The organism is Mesorhizobium subarcticum (assembly GCF_055456085.1).
Window position 1 is genome coordinate 1,256,083 of sequence record NZ_CM144237.1, and the last position, 22,858, is coordinate 1,278,940.

Here is a 22,858-nt window from a genome sequence, read left to right on the forward strand (position 1 = left end):
CCAGGCTCTCCTCGACCTCCCTTAAGGCGCATCGGATCACGCCGCAGCCTCGCTGTGGTGGGTCCGGTGGGGTCTTGTGCTCCCGCCCTGCAAATTTTTGAGAGAATATTCCCGGCTTTGCCGAGAACGGCGAAACACATTCTTTGATAAAATCTATAGAATTTCTGATCATGCGATCAAGGCTAGGCAATCCGCCTATGCCATGACTTCGCAACCGCAGAGATCAGATATGTCCGACTTCAACAACACTTTGCCATCTTCCCTTTGGTCAACCATCAACCGGCGCGGCGGCCTGGCTCTTCTGTTCGCCTCGGCCGTCGCGATCGGCAGCCTGATGGCGCCGCATGCGTCCTTCGCCGAGGACAAGAAGGCGATCAAGGTCGGCATCATCAGCGGCGAGGACGAGGATGTCTGGCGCGTCGTGGTTGCGCAGGCCGCCGACAAGGGCCTGACCATCGAGACCGTGGTGTTCAACGACTACACCCAGCCGAATGAGGCGCTTGAGCGCGGTGAGATCGACGCCAACGCCTTCCAGCACCAGCCCTATCTCGACAACCAGATCAAGACGCAGGGCTATCACATCGTGCGCGTCGGCTATACCGGCGTCTGGCCCATCGGCCTCTACTCGAAGAAGTACACGAAGGTCGCCGACCTGCCGGAAGGCGCCGTCATCGGCGTGCCGAACGACCCCTCCAACGAAGGCCGGGCGCTGCGCGTGCTGCAGAACGAAGGCGTGATCAAGCTCAGGGATGGCACCGGTATTCTGGCCACCACCGCCGATATCGCCGAGAATGCGAAGAAGGTGCAGATCAAGGAACTCGACGCCGGCATCGTCGGCCGCTCGGTCGAGGATCTCGACGCGGCCGTGGTCAACACCGACTGGGCGCTGAAAAGCGGCCTGACGCCGGACAACCGCATCGCGCAGGAGCCAATTGCCGACAATCCCTACCGCAATTTCATTGCCGTCAAGGTCGGCAATGAGAACGAGGCCTGGGTGAAGACGCTGGTGGCTTCCTACCAGAACGACAAAGTGAAAGCCGAGTTCGACAAGGTCTACAAGGGCACCGGCCTCAGCGCCTATTGATCCGACCGGATCGAGAGCAAATGCGGTCCGCGCCTGAGCGCGGGCCGCAATTGCGTTTTGCGATGGCGAGAACAGAGAACCGCATGAACCAGCATATAACGGCATCCCAGGAGATCGCCGATCAGACCCACGCCCGGTCCGATGCGCCGAAAGACGTGGTGCGCCTCGTCGACCTGAAGCGTCGCTTTGGCGCCATTCCGGCAATCGATGGCATCTCGCTGACGGTGCGCAAGGGCGAGATCCTCGGCATCATCGGCCGCAGCGGCGCCGGCAAATCGACGCTGATCCGCTGCCTGAACGGGCTGGAACGTCCCGATTCCGGCGAAGTGTTCATCGAGGGCCGCGAGATCAGCCGGCTCGGCGAGCGCGACCTGCAGCCGCTGCGACGGCGCATCGGCATGATCTTCCAGCATTTCAACCTGCTGTCGGCCAAGACGGTCGAGGACAATGTGGTGCTGCCGCTGAAGATCGAGGGCCGCCCGAAGGCGGAGCGGCTGAAACGCGCCGCCGAACTGCTCGAGCTTGTCGGCCTGTCGGAGAAGGCCAAGGCCTATCCGGCATCGCTGTCCGGCGGACAGAAGCAGCGCGTCGGCATCGCCCGCGCGCTGGCTGCCCGGCCGGCGCTGCTGCTGTCGGATGAAGCGACATCGGCGCTCGACCCGGAAACGACGCGCTCCATTCTTGCTTTGCTGAAAGACATCAACCGGCAGCTTGGCCTGACCATCCTGTTGATCACCCACGAGATGGAAGTGATCCGCTCGATCGCCGACCGTGTGGCGGTGATCGATGCCGGGCGCATCGTCGAGCAAGGACCGGTCTGGTCGGTGTTCGCCGACCCGCAGTCGGACATCACCAAAAGCCTGCTTGGCGCCATCCGGCCGCAACTGCCGGCCGAACTGGCGGCGCGGCTGCTGCCGGCGACCGGGGCGGAGACGATCCTGCGCGTCGATGTGGCCGGCGAGGCCGCGCGCGGCCCGTTGCTCTCTGACCTTGCCGCCACGGTGCCTGGGCCATTCCGCCTTGTCCATGGCGGCATCGACCATATCCAGCAGCAGCCGGTCGGCACGCTGTTCCTGTCCGTCCCCGGCAGCGATGCGAGACATCTCGCCGAGGTGATCACATTCCTGAAATCCCGCCAGGCGCGGGTAGAGGTGCTTGGCCATGTCGCCGATTCTGTCTGAACTTCTGCTGCGGTCGATCTGGGAGACAATCCTGATGACGGCCGCCTCCGGCCTGATCTCGCTGGTGTTCGGCCTGCCGCTTGGGCTGGCGTTGATTGCCACCGAACGCGGTGGCATCGCCGAAAACCTGTGGGTCAACCGCGCGCTCGGCGCCGTCATCAACGGCTTCCGCTCGGTGCCGTTCATCATCCTTCTGGTGGCGCTGATCCCGCTGACGCGGCTGATCGTCGGCACCTCGATCGGCACCTGGGCGGCCATCGTGCCGCTGTCGATCGCCGCCACGCCCTATTACGCGCGCATCGCCGAAGTGTCGCTGCGCGAGGTCGATAAGGGCCTGATCGAGGCGGCGCGGGCCATGGGCGGCAACCGTTGGACGATCATCCGCGAAGTGCTGGTGCCCGAAGCCCTGCCCGGCATCGTCGCCGGTTTCACCGTGACGCTGGTAACGCTGATCGGCGCCTCGGCGATGGCCGGCGCCATCGGCGCCGGCGGCCTCGGCGACCTCGCCATCCGCTACGGCTATCAGCGTTTCGAGACGTCGGTGATGGTCGCCGTGGTGATCGTGCTGATTATCATGGTCTGCGGCATCCAATGGGTGGGTGACCGGCTGGTGGCGAGGCTGGACCGGCGGGGGTGAGCCGGCGAACTATGCGATGATGTCTTCGATGAGAGCCTGCAGTGGCGCTTCGGAACCGCTGAAACTGTCGATCATGGCCTGAATGACGCGATCTCGTTCAAGGATATCCGCATTGAATGTCAGCCCTGCATGCTCGGCGAGCATTGCGAGGAAGGTGAGCTGGGTTCGGCCGTTGCCTTCGCGAAACGGATGCACGGCATTGATCTCTGCGACGATGTGAGCCGCGTGCGCGGCAAAACCGACGCTGTCGAGGTCGGCTAAACGGTCGGGATTGCCGAGTTCGCCGAACACCCGCGCCATCTCAGTCGCGATGTGCTCGGGATAACAGAACCAGCTGCCGCCCTTTCCGATGCGGATAGTGCGCGGCTGACCGGACCAGGCATACACGTCCTGAAATAGGTGCCGGTGCAAGCCGCGATAATGAGGGTAGTCCAGTTCGCCTGCCGGAAGAGCCTCATCGGCACGAGTTAGGAACAGAGCGAGTTCGACCTCATCGAGTTCGGACTGGTCGCGGATGTCCAGCAAATTGATAAGCACTGTTGTGCCGGGGTAGCAGAGCGGATCGGACTCGGCGGCGTAGACCAACGTCTATTTCTTTTTGCGAATTTCTTCCTTGATGAGCGAGCGTCGCTCATCCCCGGACAGCCCTTGCCGCACACTATGGTTGAGCACCTTGGTCATGCGGGGCGATAGCTTCAGACCTTCGACGGCGCTGATTTTCTCGCCATGCGCTCTCGTCAGCACGAAATGACCCGTCTTGGCCGAACGGCCGATTCTTGAATTAGGAGCCTTCATTCGCAAACTATATCATAGGCCCGGAGAGGAAACCAAAACGATTTCCGGCCAAGCCGGACTAAGCCCGCAACCTAGTCCCTCCCGGATCGAAGAACGGCATCGGCACCACCACTGCACGCGTCGGCTTGCCGTCGATATCGATGCTTAGCTCGGTGCCTATGGCCGTAAATGGCAACCGCAGATGCGCCGTCGCCAGCACCTTCCCCAGCGAATAGCCGTGGTCGCTGTAGGTGACGACACCGGCATCCTCGCCATCGGCCATCACCCTTGCATTCGTCACGGCCGGTTTGTCGCCGTCCAGGATCAACCCGGTCCAGCGTTCGTCGAGGCCGTTGTCGCGGACCTTCAGCAGGGCTTCGCGGCCGACGAAATCGCCCTTGTCGAATTTTATCCAGCGGTCGAGGCCGACATGGAACGGCGTGCGGGTCTCGTCCATGTCAATGCCATGCGCCGGATAGGCCTTTTCCAAGCCGAGCGTGAACATCGCCAGCACGCCATAGGGTTTCAGGCCGAAATCCCCTCCTGTCCGCATCAGCACATCCCAGACGGAAGCTGCCTCGTCGGCCGGCACGAACAGTTCGAAACCGAGCTCGCCAGTCACGCCGGTGCGTGAGATCAGGACCCGCGTCCCGTTGACATGGCCTGAGGTGAACGCCCAGCGCTTCAGCCCATCCAGATCGGCATCGGCGATCATCGCCTTCAGCAGTTCGCGCGAGCGCGGACCCTGGATGGTCGGGAAGGCCACGGCGGCGGTGATATCGGTGATATAGGCTTTCCGCCCCTGAGCGTGATGCTGCAGCCAGGGCAGCATCTTCAGGCGGTTGACCGAACCGGTCACCAGCATGAAATGCTCGGGCCCAAGCCGGAACACGGTGAGGTCGTCCATGATGCCGCCATCCTCGCGGCAGATGGTAGAGTAGCGGACCTGGCCCGGTTTCATCGCCGCGGCATCGTTGACGATGACATGGTTGACCAGCGCCTCGGCGTCCGGCCCCTTGATGTCCATCTTGCCCATGGTGCTGAGATCCTGAACGCCGACATTTTTCCGCGTGTTCAGGTGTTCGTCTTCAATGCCGGAATAATATTTGGCCGAGATGAAATCGCCGCCGACCCGACCCATGGTCGCGCCCAGCCCGACGATGCTGCTGTAGAAAGGGGAACGCCGCTCAGCCAAGAAAGTCTCCGTCATAAAAAATCGGCAGCGCCAGTGGCGCCGCCGAGGTTGATAGTGCTGGGATCAATTCCCGTAGACGTCGAAGGCAAAGTACTTGTCGTTGATTTCCTTGTATTTGCCGTTGGCGCGAAGCGCGTCGATCGCCGCGTTGAACTTGTTGGTAAGTTCCTTGTTGCCCTTCTGCAGCGCGATGCCGACGCCGGGGCCGTGGATGGCGGGATCGGCCGTCAGCGTGCCGAGCAATTTGCAGCAGGCGCCGTCGGGCTTCTTCAGCCATTCGGTCAGGATGATCGAGCCATCCATCATCGCATCGAGGCGGCCATTGGCCATGTCGGTGCGGGCGTCGTCGCCGGTCGGATAGGCTTTGACGGTCGAACCTGAATATTTCAGCTCGGCGAATTTCTGATGGATGGTGGCGGTCTGCACGCCTAGCACCTTGCCCTTCAGATCGTCCGGCGAGGTGCCCGCGATGGTCGAATCCTTCGGCACAGCGATGGCCGGCGGCGTCTGGTAGTATTTGTGGGTGAACTCGACCTTCTCGGCCCGCTCCGGCGTGATGGTGATGTTGATGATGGCGTCGAACTTGCCGGCCTGCAGCGCCGGGATCGAGCCGTCGAAATCCTGCACGATGAATTCGCACTCGGCTTTCATCTGAGCGCACAGCGCCTTGCCGAGGTCGATGTCGAAGCCGCCCAGCGTGCCGTCGGCGTTGGCATAGTTGAAGGGCGGATAGGCACCCTCGGTCCCGATCCTCAGTTTCTGGGCGGAGGCTGCACCCGTGGCGAGAGCCAGGGCGACAGAGGCGGCAAGCACGAAACGACCGAAAAGACGCATGTTCCAGATCCCCGTTGAGCACCAGAAGTCTACGGGCTTCCATACATGCGGCGGAGACGGAAACGACATGTCATGCGGCGATCACGGCGCGGCAGGCTGTCCGCGTGACTGTGGCCGGCTTGGGTTAGCCGGCGCGCTGTTTGTTTGTCGCCTTGTGGTCAACGGCGAGGTCGCTTCCTGACAGGACCACGCCAAACTTTTCGCTGGCTTCCTCTGAGGTGTAGTACCCCAGCGCAACATCACGCTGCACCTGGTTGGCATCGCGCTGGAATGGATCGCCATAGCCGCCGCCGCCCGGCGTGCCGACGCGCACGCGGTCGCCGGCCTTCAGCGGGATGTCCTGCTCCTTGGAGAGGTGGGGCGGCACATGTTCCCCGCCGTTGCGGAAGACGGTGACCGTGTTGACCGCGCCATCCCCACCGCCAAGCGCGCCTTGCGGGCCGAAGCGGCCGTGATCCATGACGAAGGAGGCCCGCGCCTCGCCACGCAGGATCTCGACCTCATAGGCGAGGCCGAAACCGCCGCGATGCTTGCCGGCGCCACCCGAACCTTCGCGCAAGGCATAGTGGCGGTAGAGCACCGGAAAGGCTTGTTCCATGATCTCGACCGGTGGCGACTTGGAAATGCCGATGGTCGAGCAGCCATTGGTCAGGCCGTCATGGCCGGCATTGCCGCCATAGCCGCCACCGGAGATCTGGTACATGACATAGTCGCGGCCGCGCGCCGGATCGTTGCCGCCAAGCGCGAAATTGCCGCTGGAGCCGGCGGGAGCCGCCGTCACCTTGTCGGGCAGCGCCTGCACCATGGCCGCGAACACCGCCTCGGCGATGCGTTGCGAGACTTCGGCGGCGCAGCCCGAGACTGGACGCGGATACTTTGCATCAAGGAATGTGCCCTCCGGCCGCTTGACGAGCAGCGGCTCGAAAGCGCCGGCGCTGATCGGCACATCCGGGAAGATATGGCGGATGGCGAGATAGACCGACGACAGGGTCGTCGCCAGCACGCTGTTCATCGGCCCGGCGCAGGGCTTCGACGAGCCGGAGAAATCGAAGATCAGCGTATCGCCCTGCTTCTCGACCGCAAGCGCGATGGTCAGCGGTTCGTTGACCACCCCGTCGGAATCGACAAAGGCCTTGGAGCTATAGGTGCCATCGGGGATGGCCGCGATGTTGGCACGCATCTGTTCGGCGGCGCGGCGGCGCAGTTCGGCGATCGCCTCGACAACAGTTTCGTCCCCGTAACGATCCAGGATTCCATTGAGCCGGTCCTGGCCGATCAGCAATGCCGCGGCCTGCGCCCTGATATCGCCGATGCGCTGGTCGGCGACGCGGATGTTGGAACAGATGATGGCGTAGATCTCGGGATCGAGCACGCCCTTCTTGAACAGTTTTACCGGCGGCAGCCGCAGGCCTTCCTGCTCGACCGCGGTGGCGGAAGCCGAAAACCCGCCCGGCACCGAGCCGCCAATGTCAGGCCAGTGGCCGGTATTGGACAGCCAGCAGAAGATCTTGCCGTCCCGGTAGACCGGCATGGCGAAACGCACATCCATCAGATGGGTGCCACCGAGATAGGGGTCGTTGACGATGTAGATGTCGCCGGGTTCGGGCGGCAGGCAGCGGCCGTCAGCGATCATCTCGATCACCGTCCTGGTCGAATATTGCATGACGCCGACGAACACCGGCAGCCCCTGGCTGCCTTGCGCGATCAGCGAGCCATCGACGGCCGAATAGATGCCGTCGGAGCGGTCATTGGCCTCGGCGATGACAGGTGAGAAGGCGGCGCGGGAGAAGGTCAGGTCCATCTCGTCGCAGACCTGCTGCAAGGCGGCCTGGAGGACTGAAAGCGTAATGGCGTCGAGCTTTGCCATATCAATGTCGGGCATTCCAGGCCTCGCCAATGTCGATGATGATGTTGCCGTCGGCGTCCGAACGTGCGCGGTCGCCGGGTTCAAGCACGGTGGTGGCGTCCATCTGTTCGAGGATCGCCGGCCCTTCGATGACGGCATCGAGCGGCAGCTTTTCCCTGATATAGACCGGCGTGTCGTGCCAGCGCCCGGCATACCAGACCGGCCTGATCTCGCGCCGCGCCTCTTCGAGCGTCTTGGTGCGCCCCGCCGGGTCGATCAGGCGCGACAGGTCGATCGCGGGGCGCACGCCGGTGACCGAAGTGTTGAGGTTGACGAGGTTGGCGCGGATCTCCGGCAGCTCGACCTTGAAGCGGGCGAAATAGGCTTTCTCGAACAGTGCCTGCAATTCCTGCCGGGTCACCGAGGAGGATGGTAGCGGCACGTTGATGATATGTGTCTGGCCGACGAACTGCATGTCGGCGGAGTGGGTGACGCGGATCGTCTCCGGCTTCACCGCTTCCTTGCCGATCAGCTCCTCGCCTTCGTTTCGGTGCCGTTCCAATACTTGGTAAAGCTGGATTTCATCGAGCACGGCGACCGGCTGGTTGATGGTGTTGACGAAATCATGGCGCAGATCGGCAACGACGCAGCCGAGCGCATTTGTGATGCCAGGCCGCGCCGGCACCAGCACACGCGGCAGGCCGAGTTCGCGCGCCAGGGCAGTGGCATGCAATGGCCCGGCGCCACCGAAGGCAAACAGCGCGAAATCGCGGGGATCGTGGCCGCGCGACACCGAGACCATGCGTATGGCGCCGGCCATCTTCATGTTGCCGAGCCTGAGCACCGCGCCGGCCGCCTCGACACCGGACAGGCCCGTGGCCTTGCCGATGCGATCCTCGAAAATGCCGGTGACGCGTTCTGATGTGACCGGGTTTTCAACCGCAAGCAGCTTTTTCGGTGCCAGCCGGCCGAGCACCAGATTGGCGTCGGTGATGGTGGGCTCAAGGCCGCCGCGTCCATAGCAGATCGGGCCGGGATTGGCGCCGGCACTTTCTGGGCCGATCTGGATCAGGCCAGCCGCATCGACACGGGCGATCGAACCACCGCCGGCGCCGACCGTATGCACCGCCACCATCGGCACATGGATCGGCATGGCATATTCGATCTCGATCTCGTTCGAGACCGCCGGCTCGGCGTTGCGGATCAGCGCTACATCGGTCGAGGTGCCGCCCATGTCGTAGGTGACGAGGTTTTCGAAGCCGGCGCGCTTTCCCGTATAGGCTGCGGCGATGACGCCGGAGGCCGGGCCCGACATCACGGTCTTGGCCGACTCACGTGTGACGAAACGGGCCGAGATCATGCCGCCATTGCCGTTCATGATCAGGAAGTCGCGCGCATAGCCCTTGGCGGCCAATTCCTTGCGCAACCGCTCGACATAACGCTCCAGGATCGGCTGTACCGAAGCATTGACCGAGGCGGTGACGCCGCGCTCGAATTCGCGCGCTTCCGACAGCAGGGCGTGCCCCGTGGTGATGTAGCCGTTCGGCCAGAATTCAGCGGCGATTTCAGCAGCGCGCCGCTCATGCCGGGGGTTGGCGTAGGAATGCAGGAAATGGATGACGAGAGATTCGCAGCCGGCGCCGATCAGCGTCTTCACAGCCTCGCGCATTTCGGCTTCGTCGAGCGGTGTGCGCACCACACCCGACGCCTCGACGCGCTCCGACACTTCGAGCCTGAGATTGCGCGGGATGATCGGAACGAAACTGCCGGTCATGCCATAGGGCTGCGGCCGCGTGCGCCGGCCAAGCTCGATCACGTCGCGAAAACCACGTGTCGTGATCATGCCGGTCCTGGCCAGCCGGCGCTCTAGCACTGCATTGGTTGTGGTCGTCGTGCCATGCACGATGAGGTCGATGCCGTCGATCGGGAATCCGGTGGCGCCGAGTGCCGAAACCACGCCGAAAGCCTGGTTGTCGACCGTGGTCGGCGTCTTGGCGATATGCACCTTGCCGCCGTCCTTGCCGTCGATCAGAAGCAGGTCGGTGAAGGTTCCGCCGACATCGATGCCGGCAACGACATTTCCCAGGGAATCGCGCGCTTGCGCTGGAAAATTCTCTTTCATCGTCGAAACCCGAAATGCTGAGACTACGGATATGCGTCAGTTTGGAAAGGTGTTTTAAGGTAGCATCTTGACGCAAATATCGTTTGTATACTAATAAATTCCGGACACAAGAGCTTACCGCTTTGGAGTGTGCGAACAGCCCGCCGGGACCTGAATGGTCCGGACGCGCAGGTGAAAGTTTGGCGCCCGCGTCCGCAGCTGGGCCAGAAGGTTGGATTTGATGAACACCACATCCGCTCTCAGCACCGCCGGCGCCCGCCCGCTGCAGTTTCCGATTCCGGCCAACGTCTATGCTGAGACCGTCGTCTCAGTGAAGCACTATACCGACCGGCTGTTCTCGTTCCGCATCACCCGCCCGCAGTCGCTGCGCTTCCGCTCCGGTGAGTTCGTCATGATCGGCCTGCCCAATGCCGAGAAGCCGGTGTACCGCGCCTATTCCGTGGCGAGCCCGGCCTGGGACGAAGAGCTGGAATTCTTCTCGATCAAGGTGCCGGACGGCCCGCTGACCTCGGAACTGCAGAAGATCCAGGTTGGCGACACCGTCATCATGCGCCAGAAGTCGACCGGCACGCTGGTGGTCGACGCACTGACCCCGGCCAAGCGACTGTTCATGATCTCGACCGGCACCGGCATCGCGCCCTTCGCCAGCCTGCTGCGCGATCCCGACACCTATGAGAAATTCGATCAGCTGATCCTGACCCATACCTGCCGCGACAACGCCGAACTGACCTATGGCCAGGAATTGGTGGCAGCGCTCGAAAGCGATCCGCTGATCGGCGAGCTGACCGCCGGGCGCGTCACGCTGTACAACTCGACCACCCGCGAGGATTCGTCGCGCATGGGCCGCATCACCGCGCTGATCGGCTCGGGTAAATTCTATTCCGACCTCGGCATCGAGAAGCTCGATCCAGAAACCGACCGCATCATGATCTGCGGCTCGATGCATATGCTCAAGGACGTCAAGGAACTGGCCGAAAGCCTCGGCTTCCACGAAGGCTCACTCAGCCATCCCGCGACTTTTGTCGTCGAGCGCGCTTTCGTCGGCTGAGTCGGGCGCCTACATCTCAAAACCCGCATTTTGACCATGCGGTCAAAAACTAGCTGCTTTTGCGGCCTTTTTCAGCTATCGCTCGCTTGAGGACTCGTGAAGGAAGACTTCACGGGCTATCTTTGTGCACATCGGGAAACGACGCGCACCAAGACATCAAGCGCAAGTCGCTGAATGAAAGGGCAGGAGATGAGCAGCACAATCCGCGAAGCCGATCTTGGCACCAAGGTAACGCCGCTGCCCGCGCGTGCCGCCGCCAACACCCCCGCCCCGCTGGACCACCGCATTGCCCGCAATCCCGGCATGAAGCTTGATCTCGGCTTCATGGAATCGGTGCGCAGCGTCAACCGCTCGGCGCTGGAACGCCGCGTCGTCAGCCTGACCAAGCGACGCTCGATCAAGGCCGACAACCAGGCGGCATGGCTGTTGCGCGCCGTCGCCTGCATGGATCTGACGACGCTGAATTCCAACGACACCGAGGAGCGCGTGCGCCGGCTCTGCGCCAAGGCGATCAACCCGTTCCGCCGTGATATCGTCGAGGGACTCGGCATTGCGGGCGAAACCATTCGCCCGGCCGCTGTCTGCGTCTATCATCCCTTCGTCGCCACGGCAGTGGACGCCGTGCGCGGCACCGGTATTCATGTCGCCGCCGTATCCACCGCCTTCCCGCATGGCCTGGCGCCGCTGTCGACCCGCCTGCAGGAAATCGAGGCCTCGGTGCGCGATGGCGCCGACGAGATCGACGTCGTCATTCCGCGCGGGCTGGTGTTCGGCGCCAAATGGCGGGAGCTGTACAACGAGATCGTCTCGATGCGCGCCGCTTGCGGGGACGCGCATCTGAAGGTCATTCTCGGTACCGGCGACCTCGCCACGCTGCGCAATGTCATGCTGGCCTCGATGGTGGCGATGATGGCGGGCGCCGATTTCATCAAGACCTCGACCGGCAAGGAAAGCGTCAATGCCACATTGCCCGTCGGTCTCGCCATGGTGCGCGCCATCAGGGCCTATTTCGAGGAAACCGGCTATCTCATCGGTTTCAAGCCGGCCGGCGGTATCTCGACCGCAAAAGCGTCGCTCGACTGGCTGGTGCTGATGAAGGAAGAGCTTGGTCGGCCGTGGCTGGAACCCGAGTTGTTCCGCTTTGGCGCGTCAAGCCTTTTGACCGACATCGAGCGCCAGCTCGAACATCATCTGACCGGGCACTATTCGGCCAATCACCGCCACGCAATGGCTTGAGCACCCCACCCCGATCGGCCTTGCCGATCGACCCTCCCCACGCAGGGGAGCGTGAAGGAGGCACCTGATGAACATTCTCGATCGCTATCACGCCATGGAATACGGCCCGGCGCCAGAAGCCCGCAACGAGGCCGATGCGTGGCTTGCCGGGCGCGATTTTGGCAAGGCGCTGTTCATCGGCGGCGACTGGAAAGCCGCTTCGGGTGGCAAGACCTTTGAGACAAGCGAGCCCTCTTCCGGCAAGCTGTTGGCAAAAGTCTCGGATGCCAGCGCTGCCGACATCGACGCGGCCGTTGCGGCTGCCACCAAGGCGTTGCCGAAATGGGCGGCGTCCACGGGCTACCAGCGCGCCAAGGTGCTTTATGCTATCGGCCGCGCCATGCAGCGGCACCAGCGCCTGTTCGCGGTGCTGGAGTCGATCGACAATGGCAAGCCGATCCGCGAGAGCCGCGATATCGACGTGCCACTGGCGATCCGCCATTTCATCCATCATGCTGGCTGGGCACAGGCGCTGGACAAGGATTTCCCTGGTCATAAGGGCGTCGGCGTCGTCGGCCAGATCATCCCGTGGAATTTTCCGCTGTTGATGCTGGCCTGGAAGATCGCGCCGGCGCTTGCCGCCGGGTGCACCGTGGTGCTGAAGCCGGCCGAGTTCACGCCACTGACCGCCATCCTGTTCGCCGAGATCTGTGAACGCGCGGGCGTGCCGAAAGGCGTCGTCAACATTGTCCATGGCGGCCCGGAAGCGGGTGTGGCCATCGTCAACCATGCCGGCATCCAGAAGATCGCCTTCACCGGCTCTTCGGAAGTGGGCAAGATCATCCGGAAAGCCACGGCGGGTTCGGGCAAGAAACTGTCGCTGGAGCTTGGCGGCAAATCGGCCTTCATCGTCTTCGAGGATGCCGATCTCGACAGCGCCGTGGAAGGTCTGGTCGACGGCATCTGGTTCAACCAGGGTCAGGTCTGTTGCGCCGGTTCGCGGCTTCTGGTGCAGGAAGGCATTGCCGAAGCCCTGATCGCCAAGGTCAAGACGCGGATGAGCCGGCTGCGGGTCGGCAGCCCGCTCGACAAGAACACCGATATCGGCCCGCTGGTCGATGCCACGCAGCTCGACCGCGTCAAGGGCCTGGTCGCCGAAGGCGCCAGGCAGGGCGCCGTCTGCTGGCAGCCGGATGCGGCGTTGCCAGCCTCCGGCTACTACCATCTGCCGACACTCGCCACCGGTGTTTCGCCGGCTAATATTCTGGCGCAAGAAGAGGTGTTCGGCCCGGTGCTGGCGACAATGACCTTCCGTAACACCGAGGAAGCGATCGAGCTCGCCAACAACACCCGCTACGGCCTTGCAGCGAGCGTATGGAGCGAGAACGTGAACCTCGCTTTGCATGTCGCGCCGCAGTTGAAGGCCGGCGTGGTCTGGGTCAACGGCACCAACATGTTCGACGCCGCCTGCGGCTTTGGCGGCTACCGCGAAAGCGGCTTTGGCCGTGAGGGCGGACGCGAAGGCATGTTCGAATATCTCGCGGCAAAGCTGCCGCTCGGAGCGGTCATCAAGCCGGCTGTCGTCTCGGCGCAACCTGTCGAACAGCCAGACGGTGGCGCCATCGACCGCACGGCAAAGCTGTTCATCGGTGGTAAGCAGGTGCGGCCGGATGGCAATTATTCGCTGGCCGTCGCGACTGCTAAAGGCAAGCTGGCCGGCGAGGTCGGTCTCGGCAGCCGCAAGGATATCCGCGACGCCGTATCCGCCGCCCGCGCCTGCAAGGCATGGCCGGAAGCGACCGCCTACAATCGTTCCCAGGTGCTCTATTATCTGGCCGAGAACCTTTCCGGTCGCGCCGGCGAGTTCGCCACGCGTCTCAGCGAGTTGACCGGTACCAACGCCAAGGCCGCGCGGGAAGAAGTAGAACAATCCATCGAACGGCTGTTCCTCTATGCCGGTCTTGCCGACAAGTTCGAGGGCCGCGTGCACCAGCCACCGGCCCGTGCCGTGACACTGGCGCTGCATGAGCCGGTCGGCGTCGTCGGCATCGTCGCGCCGGAATCCTCGCCGCTGCTCGGGCTGATCTCACTCGTCGCGCCGGCGCTGGCCATGGGCAACACGGTGGTGGCCGTGCCGTCCGAGCGCTATCCTCTGCTCGCCACCGACCTCTACCAGGTGATCGAATATTCCGACGTTCCGGCCGGCGCCATCAACATCGTCACCGGTCGCACGGCGGAGCTTGCCGGTGTGCTGGCCAAGCATGACGATGTCGACGGGCTGTGGGTGTTCGCCGATGCCGAGACCTGCGCCAAGGCGGAGGCCGAGTCCATCGGTAACCTCAAGCGCGTCTGGAGCGGCAATGGCCGCAGCCTCGACTGGGCTTCCGACGAGGCAGCCGGCGATGTTTTTCTGCGCCGCGCCATCGAGGTCAAGAACGTCTGGGTGCCTTACGGAGACTGACATTGCCAGACTGTCGCAATGGTGATTGTGTTCGGGCTTGACGCCCGGACGCATGTTCTTTAACGAGAAAAAACATCTTTATCTGTGAACTGGCTGCGACACAGGCCGCATAATGGCGCCCGACTGGCACATGACGCCTAGGCTGGGCACCGATAGATCCGGTTGACCTGAGTGCGCGAGGAGAAAAGCATGGCCGATCTGGCAGGCAAGGTCGTTGTCATCACGGCAGCGGCGCAAGGCATCGGCAAAGCGAGCGCGCTGGCCTTCGCCAAGGCGGGCGCCGTGGTCCACGCCACCGACATCAACGAAGCGCTGCTGGCCGAACTCGCCAAGACCTCCGGGATCAAGACCCGCAAGCTCGACGTGCTCAATGACGAGGCCGTCAATGCCGGCTTTGCCGAGATCGGCAAGGTCGACGTGCTGTTCAACTGCGCCGGTTTCGTCCATTCCGGCTCGATCCTGGAGATGAAGGACGCCGATCTCGACTTCGCCTTCAACCTCAATGTCCGCGCCATGATCCGCACCGTGCGGGCGGTGCTGCCCGGCATGCTGGAGCGGGGCGACGGATCGATCATCAACATGTCGTCGGTCGCCGGCGCCGGCAAGGGCGTGCCCAACCGCTTCGCCTATGGCGTCACCAAGGCCGCTGTCATCGGCCTGACCAAGGCGATCGCCGCCGACTATGTCGGCAAGGGCATTCGCTGCAACGCCATCTGCCCCGGCACGGTCGAAAGCCCATCGCTGCAGGACCGCATGCATGCGCAGGGCGACTACGAAGCCGCGCGCGCGGCGTTCATTGCCCGCCAGCCGATGGGCCGGCTCGGCACGCCGGAGGAAATCGCCGATCTCGCCGTCTATCTGGCCGGGGCCACCTACACATCGGGGCAGGCCTATAATATCGATGGCGGCTGGTCGATCTGAACCAATCTGACTGAGGAGAGAACACCATGAAACTGCTGCGCTATGGCGAGGTCGGGAGCGAACGTCCCGGCCTGCTCGATGCGGATGGAACGATCCGCGATCTCTCCGCCCATGTCGCCGACATTGCCGGCACGGTGCTGCACCCGGCCTCCCTGGAGATGCTGTCGAAGGTCGATCCGAAGTCGCTGCCGGCGGTTGCCGGCAAGCCTCGGCTCGGCCCCTGCGTTGCCGGCACTGGCAAGTTCATCTGCATCGGCCTGAACTATTCCGACCATGCCGCCGAAACCGGTGCTACCGTGCCGCCTGAGCCGATCATCTTCATGAAGGCAAGCTCGGCCATTGTCGGACCGGACGATGACGTGCTGATCCCGCGCGGTTCTGAAAAGACCGACTGGGAAGTCGAGCTCGCCGTGGTGATCGGCAAGACAGCAAAGTATGTCAGCGAGGCCGATGCGCTGGATTATGTCGCCGGCTATGCCGTTGCCCATGACGTCTCCGAGCGCGCCTTCCAGGCCGAGCGCCAGGGCCAGTGGACAAAGGGCAAGTCCTGCGACACATTCGGCCCGACCGGCCCGTGGCTGGTGACCAAGGACGAAGTGGCCGACCCGCAGAACCTGAAGATGTGGCTGACCGTCAACGGCAAGACCATGCAGAACGGCTCAACCAAGACCATGGTCTATGGCGTCGCCTTCCTGGTGTCCTATCTCAGCCAGTTCATGTCGCTGCACCCCGGCGACATTATTTCGACAGGCACGCCGCCCGGCGTTGGGCTGGGCATGAAGCCGCCGGTGTTCTTGAAGGCTGGCGATGTGGTGGAGCTGGGTATCGAGGGTCTGGGTCAGCAGAAGCAGACGTTCAAGGCTGACGTGTAAATCTGTAGGGCTGCCCGCCTATAGCCTACCTCAAAGGCCCCCTCATCCGGCCGCTTCGCGGCCACCTTCTCCCCGTTGGGGAGAAGAGAAAGGCGCGGGCGCTGCAACTCTCCTCTCCCCTCGGGGACAGGTCAGCCGAGCGAAGCGGAGGCTGGGTGAGGGGGCTGCGCCAGCCTACTTCAGCACCTTCCCATCAGCCCCAAACCGGTACGTCTTCCCAGGCTCTGGCGTCGCATACAGCGTCGCCCCCGGCTCGGCGTCATACACACCGAAAATCCGCACCGTAATCAGCCCGGCCTTCTCGCAGTCGAGGTAAAGGTTGGTGTCGGCGCCCAGATGCTCGGCATGCACCACCGTGCCCTTCCAGGCGCCTGACTTCGTATCGACCGTCAGATGCTCGGGCCGCACGCCGATGGTCTTGGCTGTTTCGCCAAGCCGCGCGCCGTCGATGAAGTTCATCTTCGGCGAGCCTATGAAGCCGGCGACGAACTCGTTTGCCGGCGAATTGTAGAGTTCCATCGGGCCACCGATCTGCTCGATCCGGCCGGCGTTCAGCACCACGATCTTGTCGGCCAGCGTCATCGCCTCGACCTGGTCGTGGGTGACGTAGATCATCGTTGCCTTCAGCCGGCGATGCAGCTGCGCGATTTCAAGACGCGTGTTGACGCGCAGGGCCGCGTCGAGGTTAGACAGCGGCTCGTCGAACAGGAACAGTTTTGGCTCCCGCACCACGGCGCGGCCGATGGCGACGCGCTGGCGCTGGCCGCCGGAGAGTTCGGCCGGCCGCCGCTCGAGATAGGGTTCCAGCGACAGCATCGAGGAGGCGATGCCGATACGGCGCTCGATCTCGGCCGCCGGCGTACCGGCCTGCTTGAGGCCGAGGCCCATATTGTTCTTCACCGTCAGATGCGGATAGAGCGCATAGGTCTGGAACACCATGGCGATGCCGCGTTTGGCCGGCGGTATGGTGGAGACGTCCACATCATCGATGACCACCCGGCCCGAAGTCGAATCCTCCAGCCCAGCGATGACCCTGAGCAAGGTCGACTTGCCGCAGCCAGACGGGCCGACGAAGACGACGAATTCACCATCCGTCACTTCGAGGTTGATGCCTTTCAGCACCTCGACCGGCCCGAAGGCCTTCTTCACATTCTCGATCTTCAGCGAGCCCACAATATTTGTTCCTAGCTCTAGAGTTTGACTCTTCTTAGAGTTTTATGGGGGCGCCGCTGCGCACGCTCTCGTCGGCGGCAAGGCAGACGGCGAGCGATTTGACCGCGTCGTCCATGTGTTTGGTGAGATCCAGATCCTCGCGGATCGCCTTCAGCACGAAGGCCTGTTCGAGGTCGCAGAGGTCCTGGTGACCGGGTTCGCCTGCCATCGACAGCGTCTCGTCTTGCCTGACGAATTTGCCGTCCGCGCCGGTCTCCGCACTGTGCAGGCGGATGGTCGAGGTCTTGGTGTGAGTGTCGATATCATCCGACTTCACACCTTCCTTCATGACGATCGAGACGCAGCCCTTCGGCGAGATCACATCCTTCACGAAGAAAGCGGTTTCCGAAATCATCGGCCCCCAGCCGGCTTCGTACCAGCCAACCGAACCGTCATCGAACAGCACCTGCAGATGGCCGTAATTGTACATGGACGGCGCCACCTCCTCGGTCAGCCGCACGCCCATGCCGCGCACTTCGACCGGCCTGGCGTCGGTGATCTGCAGCATGACGTCGAGATAGTGCACGCCGCAGTCAACGATCGGCGAGGTCGTGTGCATCAACTGCTTGTGCGTCTCCCAGGTCGGCCCCGAGGATTGCTGGTTGAGGTTCATGCGGAAGACGTAGGGGCCACCGAGCTTGCGCGCCTCGGCGATCAGCCTGATCCAGGACGGGTGATGGCGCAGGATGTAGCCGATCACCAGCTTTTTGCCATTGGCCTTGGCGGCTGCGACGACGCGTTTCGCGTCGGCGACGGTCGTTGCCAGTGGCTTCTCGACGAAGACATGGCAGCCGGCCTCGAAGGCCTTGACCGCATAGTCGGCGTGGCTGTCCGAATAGGTGGCGATACAGGCGACATCGGGCTTTTCGTCGCGCAACGCCTCGTCGAAGGAACGCCTGATGCCATAGCCCGACAGCCCGTCCGGCAGCGGCACGGTGGAGCGGTTGATCAGCGCGGCGATCTCGAAGCCCGGATTGACGTGATAGGCCAGCGCATGGCTGCGCCCCATGTTGCCGAGCCCGGCGACAATTACCCGGAGAGGATTTGGGACGCGAAGAGGGGTCTGCGAACTCACTTGACGGCTCCGGAGGTAATGCCGCGGATCAGCTGCCGCGAGAAGATGACGTAGAGGATCAGCACCGGCATGATCGCCAGCGACAGCGCTGCCAGGATGGCGTTCCAGTTGGTGACGAACTGGCCAAGAAAGAGCTGGGCGCCGAGCGTCACGGTCTTGGTTTCTTCCGACGGCGCCAGGATCAGCGGGAACCACAGATCGTTCCAGATCGGGATCATGGTGAAGACGGCGACGGTGGCCATCGATGGGCGCACCAGCGGCAGCACCAGCCGGAAGAAGATGGTGTATTCGGAAAGGCCGTCGATGCGGCCGGCATTCTTCAGATCGTCGGACACCTGTTTCATGAATTCCGACAGGATGAAGACCGCCAGCGGCAGGCCCTGCGCGGTGTAGACCAGGATCAGCGCCGTCAGCGTGTTGACCAGCCCGCTCGCCACCATCAATTGCAGGATGGCAACTGTGCCGAGACGGATCGGGATCATGATGCCTAGGGCGAGATAAAGCCCCATCAGGGTGTTGCCGCGGAAGCGGTATTCCGACAGGGCAAAGGCCGCCATGGCGCCGAACAACAGCACGAAGAACAGCGAGGCGACGGTGACGACGAGGCTGTTCTGGAAATAGTGGATGAAGTCGCCCTGGCCGATCACGGTGGTGTAGCCGATCAGGTCGAAGGTCTTTGGCGTCGGCGGCGTCAGCGGTTCGCTGAAGATGCCGGCACGCGACTTGAACGAATTCATGATCACCAGGATCACCGGAAACAGCGCGATCGCCGTGTAGGTCAACAGGATCGCGTGGGCGCCGATGGTGCGGGGCAGCGAACGGGTGGCGGTGCTCATCTCTTGCCCCTCAGAACTGGTAGCGACGCAGGCGCGTCTGGACGAGGAAGAGGTAGACGCAGACGCCGCCAAGAATGATCAGGAACATCATCGTGGCGATCGCCGCACCCATGTTGGGATCGCCGACCTGCAGCTGGAAGCCGAAGAAGGCGCGGTAGAGGAAGGTGCCGAGAATGTCGGTGGAATAGTTCGGTCCGGCGAGCGCGCCTTGCGCGGTGTAGATCAGGTCGAAGGCATTGAAATTGCCGACGAAGGTGAGGATCGAGATGATGCCGATCGACGGCAGGATCAGCGGCAGCTTGATCTTCCAGAACTGCGACAGGCCGGTAATGCCGTCGCATTCGGCCGCCTCGATCACCTCTTCGGGGATCGACAGTAGCGCTGCATAGATCAGCATCATCGGAATGCCGACGAACTGCCACACCGAGATCAGGCTGAGCGCGGTCAGTGCATATTGCTCCTTGCCTAGCCATGGCGTGAACAGGCTTTTCAGGCCGACCAGATCCATCAGATGCGGCGCCACGCCCCACAGCGGCGACAGGATCAGCTTCCAGGCGAAGCCGACGATGACGAAGGACAGGATGGTCGGCACGAAGATCGCCGTGCGGTAGAAGGCGGCAAATCTCAGCCTCGGGCTGGACAGGAGTGCCGCCAGCATGACGCCGATCGGGTTCTGCACCAGCATGTGGATGATGAAGAACCATACATTGTTCCTCAACGCATTCCAGAACCCGACTGACCAGTTGGGATCGCCGAACAGGGTGCGGAAGTTGGCCAGCCCGACAAAGACCTGCGACTCGCTGACGTTGCGAAACAGCGACAGCTGCAGCGTGCCAGCGAGCGGCAGGATCATGATGGCCGTGTAGACCAGCACGGCCGGCGCCAGGAAGATGCCGATATGCCAGCGAAACGGTCTTTTCGGTCGTATTTCTGCGGCCATGAGTTCGGTTCCCGCCGTCTCTCGGTTCCAGACGATGTTGATGCTAGATGATGCCTCGATGCACGACCCGAATGTTCTTGCACTGTCGCGTAAGAACAAAGGCCTGCGACTGATCAGCTAGCCTTCCCCAGGAAATCGAGGGTAAGGCCGCGAGGCGGTGCCGACAATCGCTATCTGAAATCCGAAACCGGCCAGGCATGCGCCCGGCCGGCTCCGTTGCCTGAGTTCTTACTTCGCCGGCTTATACCAGCTGTCGAGACCGGTCTGCAGCTTCTTGGCGGCAGCTTCCGGGGTGTCGGTGCCGTTGATGACGTTGGCCGATTCAACCCACGTCTCGTTTTCGAGGTTCGGCGTGCCGCGCGACAGGATCTGGTAGGTCGAGCGGATCGTCGACTTGCACTTGCCGCGCCAGGAGACGAATTCCTGTGCCAGCGGGTCCGCCATCTTCACCGGCGCGGAGTTCAGGCTGAAGAAGCCCGGCAGCGCGTTGGCGTAGATGGTGGCGAAGTCCGGCGAGGCGACCCAGGACAGGAAGGTCTTGGCCGCGTCGGCGTGCTTCGAACCTGCATTCAGACCCATGCCGATATCGGTATGGTCCGAGATGTAGCAGGTGTCGCCGGCCTTTTCGACCGGAGGCGGAAAGGCACCCATCTTGAACTGGGCCTGGGTGTTGAACAGGCCGATTTCCCACGAGCCGGCCGGATAGATGGCGGCGCGGCCGAGCGTGAACAGGTTCTGGCTGTCCGGATAGGTCTGGGCTTCAAAACCGTCGCCGAGATACGGCTTCCACTTGGCCAGTTCCTCATAGGGAGCAACCCAGTCCTTGTCGGTCAGCTTCTGATCGCCCTTGATCAGCGCCGCACGGCCGTCCTCGCCCTTCCAGTAGTTGGGGCCGATGTTCTGGTAACCCATGGTCGCGGCTTCCCAGAGATCCTTGGTGCCCATGGCCATCGGGATGTAGGTGCCGTCGGCCTTGATCTTGTCGAGCGCGGCGAAGAACTCGTCGCGGGTCGTCGGGATCTTGATGCCGAGCTTTTCGAAGGCGTCCTTGTTGTAGATGAAGCCATGGATGACCGAGGCCATCGGCACGCAAAAGCTCGACTTGCCGTCGTCAGTCTGCCAGGCGGACTTGGCGACCGGCGAGAAGTTCTCCATGCCGGGCAGCGCCGAGAGATCGGCAAGGTTGCCCTTCTTGAACAGTTCAAGCGACTTGTCGAATGGGCGGCAGGTGATCAGGTCGCCAGCCGAGCCGGCGGCGAGCTTGGCGCCGAGTGCAGCGTCATATTCGGTTGGAGCCGATGGTGCGAACACCACCTTGATGCCGGGGTTCTTGGCTTCGAAGGCCGGGATCAGCTTGTCCTTCCAGATGGCAAGGTCGTCGCCGCGCCAGCTTTCGATGTTGAGCGTTACGTCCTCGGCATGGGCAAGCCCGGCCGAGCCGAGAATGCTGGTGCCCAGAAGCAGTGCCGTCAGTAGTTTCGTTGTCATGCTCAGTCTCCCTGTTGACCTTTTTCAGGTTCGGTTTTGATGAGAACAGGGGCGTTTGACCCCTTGTTCCCCTCGCAAGCTCGTTTCACCCCGATGGAAATCGGGATGAAACAGGCCCTACTTCTTTGTTCGGGCATGATCTTTTCCGAAAAGCGGGTTCCACTTTTCGGGATCATGCCCCAGCGCGGAAAGTGCCGGCCGCAGCCTTTGGCCAGCCCCCTCCAGCAGTTTCTCGGCCGCATCGGCGTTGTCGGCGCCGGCGGCAAGCAGAATGGCGGTCTTGACGGCGCCGCCGCTCTTTTCGAGCAGGCGCGCCGCATCGTCCGTGCTGCGCCCGCTGACGGCGGCGACGATGCGCGCCGCGCGGTCGCGCAGCTTGATGTTGTCGGCCATGAGGTTGACCATGTAGCCGTCATGCACGTGGCCGAGATGGACGGCGGTCAATGTCGACAGCATGTTGAGCGCGATCTTCTGGGCGGTGCCGGCGCCCATGCGCGTCGAACCGGCGATCACTTCCGGCGGCGTTTCGAGCAGGATCGCGGTTTGCGCCTTGCGCAGCAGGGCTGAATCGCGGTTGTTGGCGATGCCGATGGTGGCCGCGCCGCGACTGGCCGCTTCCTGCATGGCGCGCACCGCATAGGGCGTCGTACCGCTGGCGGAGATGGCGATCAGGCAATCGCCCTTGCCGATGCCGGCATTGGTGACCGCTGCGGCTGCCTCCTCGGTATCGTCCTCCGGCCCGCCGGCCAGCATCCTGAATGCCTCGTCGCCGCCGGCGATAAGGATGGCGATGCGGTCGCGCTGGATGCCAAACGTGCCCGGCAATTCCAGGGCGTCAGCCAACGCCATCAGGCCGGAACTGCCGGCTGCGGCATAGGCAAGCTTGCCGCCGCTTTTCAGCCGGCCGGCGATGATTTCGGCGGCCACGGCGATGGATGGAATGGCGTTGCGGACGACTTTCGCGGCCTCGACTTGGGCGTCGGCCAGCGAAGCAAGGATGGCTTCCGGGGCCTGGATATCCAGCCCCTCGGCATTTTGGTGAAGCGCTTCGGTGCGCGTTTCGGCCATCCCGGTCCCTCCAATGTGGAAACAATACCAAAAAAATACCACTTGTCCA

20 protein-coding genes are annotated in these 22,858 nt (G+C 63.0%); 8 read left to right on the forward strand and 12 right to left on the reverse strand.

Features of this window, described 5'->3' with window-relative positions; all coding sequences use genetic code 11:
- The first annotated feature begins 229 nt into the window (after window positions 1-229).
- From ACZYHG_RS05900 to ACZYHG_RS05910, 3 genes are all read left to right on the forward strand, one after another.
- A complete protein-coding gene (locus ACZYHG_RS05900) occupies window positions 230-1,084 on the forward strand; it encodes a MetQ/NlpA family lipoprotein (protein WP_464612956.1) in 855 nt (284 codons plus the stop codon).
- A gap of 83 nt (window positions 1,085-1,167) precedes the next feature.
- Window positions 1,168-2,265, forward strand: a complete 1,098-nt coding sequence (locus ACZYHG_RS05905; protein ID WP_464612957.1) for a methionine ABC transporter ATP-binding protein — start codon at window positions 1,168-1,170, stop codon at window positions 2,263-2,265.
- Window positions 2,246-2,902, forward strand: coding sequence for a methionine ABC transporter permease (locus ACZYHG_RS05910; protein ID WP_464612958.1), 657 nt, complete (start codon window positions 2,246-2,248; stop codon window positions 2,900-2,902). Before ACZYHG_RS05905 ends, ACZYHG_RS05910 begins: the two co-directional genes overlap by 20 nt.
- A gap of 9 nt (window positions 2,903-2,911) precedes the next feature.
- Here the strand turns inward: ACZYHG_RS05910 and ACZYHG_RS05915 are convergent, their stop codons facing one another.
- The 6 genes from ACZYHG_RS05915 to ACZYHG_RS05940 all read right to left on the reverse strand — a co-directional run bounded on the left by ACZYHG_RS05915 (window position 2,912) and on the right by ACZYHG_RS05940 (window position 9,673).
- Window positions 2,912-3,487, reverse strand: a complete 576-nt coding sequence (locus ACZYHG_RS05915) for a Fic/DOC family protein (protein ID WP_464612959.1) — start codon at window positions 3,485-3,487, stop codon at window positions 2,912-2,914.
- Between the two features lie 3 nt (window positions 3,488-3,490).
- Complete coding sequence (locus ACZYHG_RS05920; protein ID WP_464614630.1) at window positions 3,491-3,697, reverse strand: hypothetical protein; 207 nt, start codon at window positions 3,695-3,697, stop codon at window positions 3,491-3,493.
- 58 nt (window positions 3,698-3,755) lie between these two features.
- Window positions 3,756-4,886 carry an aminomethyltransferase family protein gene (locus ACZYHG_RS05925; RefSeq protein WP_464612960.1) on the reverse strand — a complete coding sequence of 377 codons (1,131 nt, stop codon included), beginning with the start codon at window positions 4,884-4,886 and terminating at the stop codon, window positions 3,756-3,758.
- Window positions 4,887-4,934: 48 nt separating this feature from the next.
- Window positions 4,935-5,705 carry an ABC transporter substrate-binding protein gene (locus ACZYHG_RS05930; protein ID WP_464612961.1) on the reverse strand — a complete coding sequence of 257 codons (771 nt, stop codon included), beginning with the start codon at window positions 5,703-5,705 and terminating at the stop codon, window positions 4,935-4,937.
- Window positions 5,706-5,829: 124 nt separating this feature from the next.
- Window positions 5,830-7,572: a hydantoinase B/oxoprolinase family protein gene (locus ACZYHG_RS05935; RefSeq protein WP_464614631.1), complete on the reverse strand. Its 1,743-nt coding sequence runs from the start codon at window positions 7,570-7,572 to the stop codon at window positions 5,830-5,832.
- Between the two features lies 1 nt (window position 7,573).
- Window positions 7,574-9,673 carry a hydantoinase/oxoprolinase family protein gene (locus ACZYHG_RS05940; protein ID WP_464612962.1) on the reverse strand — a complete coding sequence of 700 codons (2,100 nt, stop codon included), beginning with the start codon at window positions 9,671-9,673 and terminating at the stop codon, window positions 7,574-7,576.
- Window positions 9,674-9,893: 220 nt separating this feature from the next.
- Here ACZYHG_RS05940 and ACZYHG_RS05945 point away from each other — a divergent pair, with 220 nt between their 5' ends.
- From ACZYHG_RS05945 to ACZYHG_RS05965, 5 genes are all read left to right on the forward strand, one after another.
- Window positions 9,894-10,721, forward strand: a complete 828-nt coding sequence (locus ACZYHG_RS05945) for a ferredoxin--NADP reductase (protein WP_464612963.1) — start codon at window positions 9,894-9,896, stop codon at window positions 10,719-10,721.
- A 189-nt stretch (window positions 10,722-10,910) separates the two neighbouring features.
- The gene (gene deoC / locus ACZYHG_RS05950; protein WP_464612964.1) at window positions 10,911-11,957 is read left to right on the forward strand and encodes a deoxyribose-phosphate aldolase; all 1,047 of its coding nucleotides are present in this window, start codon (window positions 10,911-10,913) and stop codon (window positions 11,955-11,957) included.
- Window positions 11,958-12,024: 67 nt separating this feature from the next.
- On the forward strand, window positions 12,025-14,397 hold the full coding sequence (locus ACZYHG_RS05955) for an aldehyde dehydrogenase family protein (RefSeq protein WP_464612965.1): 2,373 nt from the start codon (window positions 12,025-12,027) through the stop codon (window positions 14,395-14,397).
- Between the two features lie 189 nt (window positions 14,398-14,586).
- A complete protein-coding gene (locus ACZYHG_RS05960) occupies window positions 14,587-15,318 on the forward strand; it encodes an SDR family oxidoreductase (protein ID WP_464612966.1) in 732 nt (243 codons plus the stop codon).
- 26 nt (window positions 15,319-15,344) lie between these two features.
- Window positions 15,345-16,190, forward strand: a complete 846-nt coding sequence (locus tag ACZYHG_RS05965; protein ID WP_464612967.1) for a fumarylacetoacetate hydrolase family protein — start codon at window positions 15,345-15,347, stop codon at window positions 16,188-16,190.
- A gap of 174 nt (window positions 16,191-16,364) precedes the next feature.
- Here the strand turns inward: ACZYHG_RS05965 and ACZYHG_RS05970 are convergent, their stop codons facing one another.
- The 6 genes from ACZYHG_RS05970 to ACZYHG_RS05995 all read right to left on the reverse strand — a co-directional run bounded on the left by ACZYHG_RS05970 (window position 16,365) and on the right by ACZYHG_RS05995 (window position 22,809).
- A complete protein-coding gene (locus tag ACZYHG_RS05970) occupies window positions 16,365-17,363 on the reverse strand; it encodes an ABC transporter ATP-binding protein (protein ID WP_464612968.1) in 999 nt (332 codons plus the stop codon).
- A gap of 34 nt (window positions 17,364-17,397) precedes the next feature.
- A complete protein-coding gene (locus tag ACZYHG_RS05975) occupies window positions 17,398-18,477 on the reverse strand; it encodes a Gfo/Idh/MocA family protein (protein WP_464612969.1) in 1,080 nt (359 codons plus the stop codon).
- Complete coding sequence (locus ACZYHG_RS05980; protein ID WP_464612970.1) at window positions 18,474-19,313, reverse strand: carbohydrate ABC transporter permease; 840 nt, start codon at window positions 19,311-19,313, stop codon at window positions 18,474-18,476. The genes ACZYHG_RS05975 and ACZYHG_RS05980 overlap by 4 nt, the downstream gene beginning before the upstream one ends.
- 10 nt (window positions 19,314-19,323) lie before the next feature.
- Window positions 19,324-20,253, reverse strand: a complete 930-nt coding sequence (locus tag ACZYHG_RS05985; RefSeq protein ID WP_464612971.1) for a carbohydrate ABC transporter permease — start codon at window positions 20,251-20,253, stop codon at window positions 19,324-19,326.
- Between the two features lie 228 nt (window positions 20,254-20,481).
- Window positions 20,482-21,741 (reverse strand): ABC transporter substrate-binding protein, encoded by a 1,260-nt coding sequence (locus tag ACZYHG_RS05990; protein ID WP_464612972.1) that lies wholly within the window; start codon window positions 21,739-21,741, stop codon window positions 20,482-20,484.
- 117 nt (window positions 21,742-21,858) lie between these two features.
- On the reverse strand, window positions 21,859-22,809 hold the full coding sequence (locus ACZYHG_RS05995) for an N-acetylmuramic acid 6-phosphate etherase (RefSeq protein ID WP_464612973.1): 951 nt from the start codon (window positions 22,807-22,809) through the stop codon (window positions 21,859-21,861).
- Window positions 22,810-22,858 lie beyond the last annotated feature (49 nt).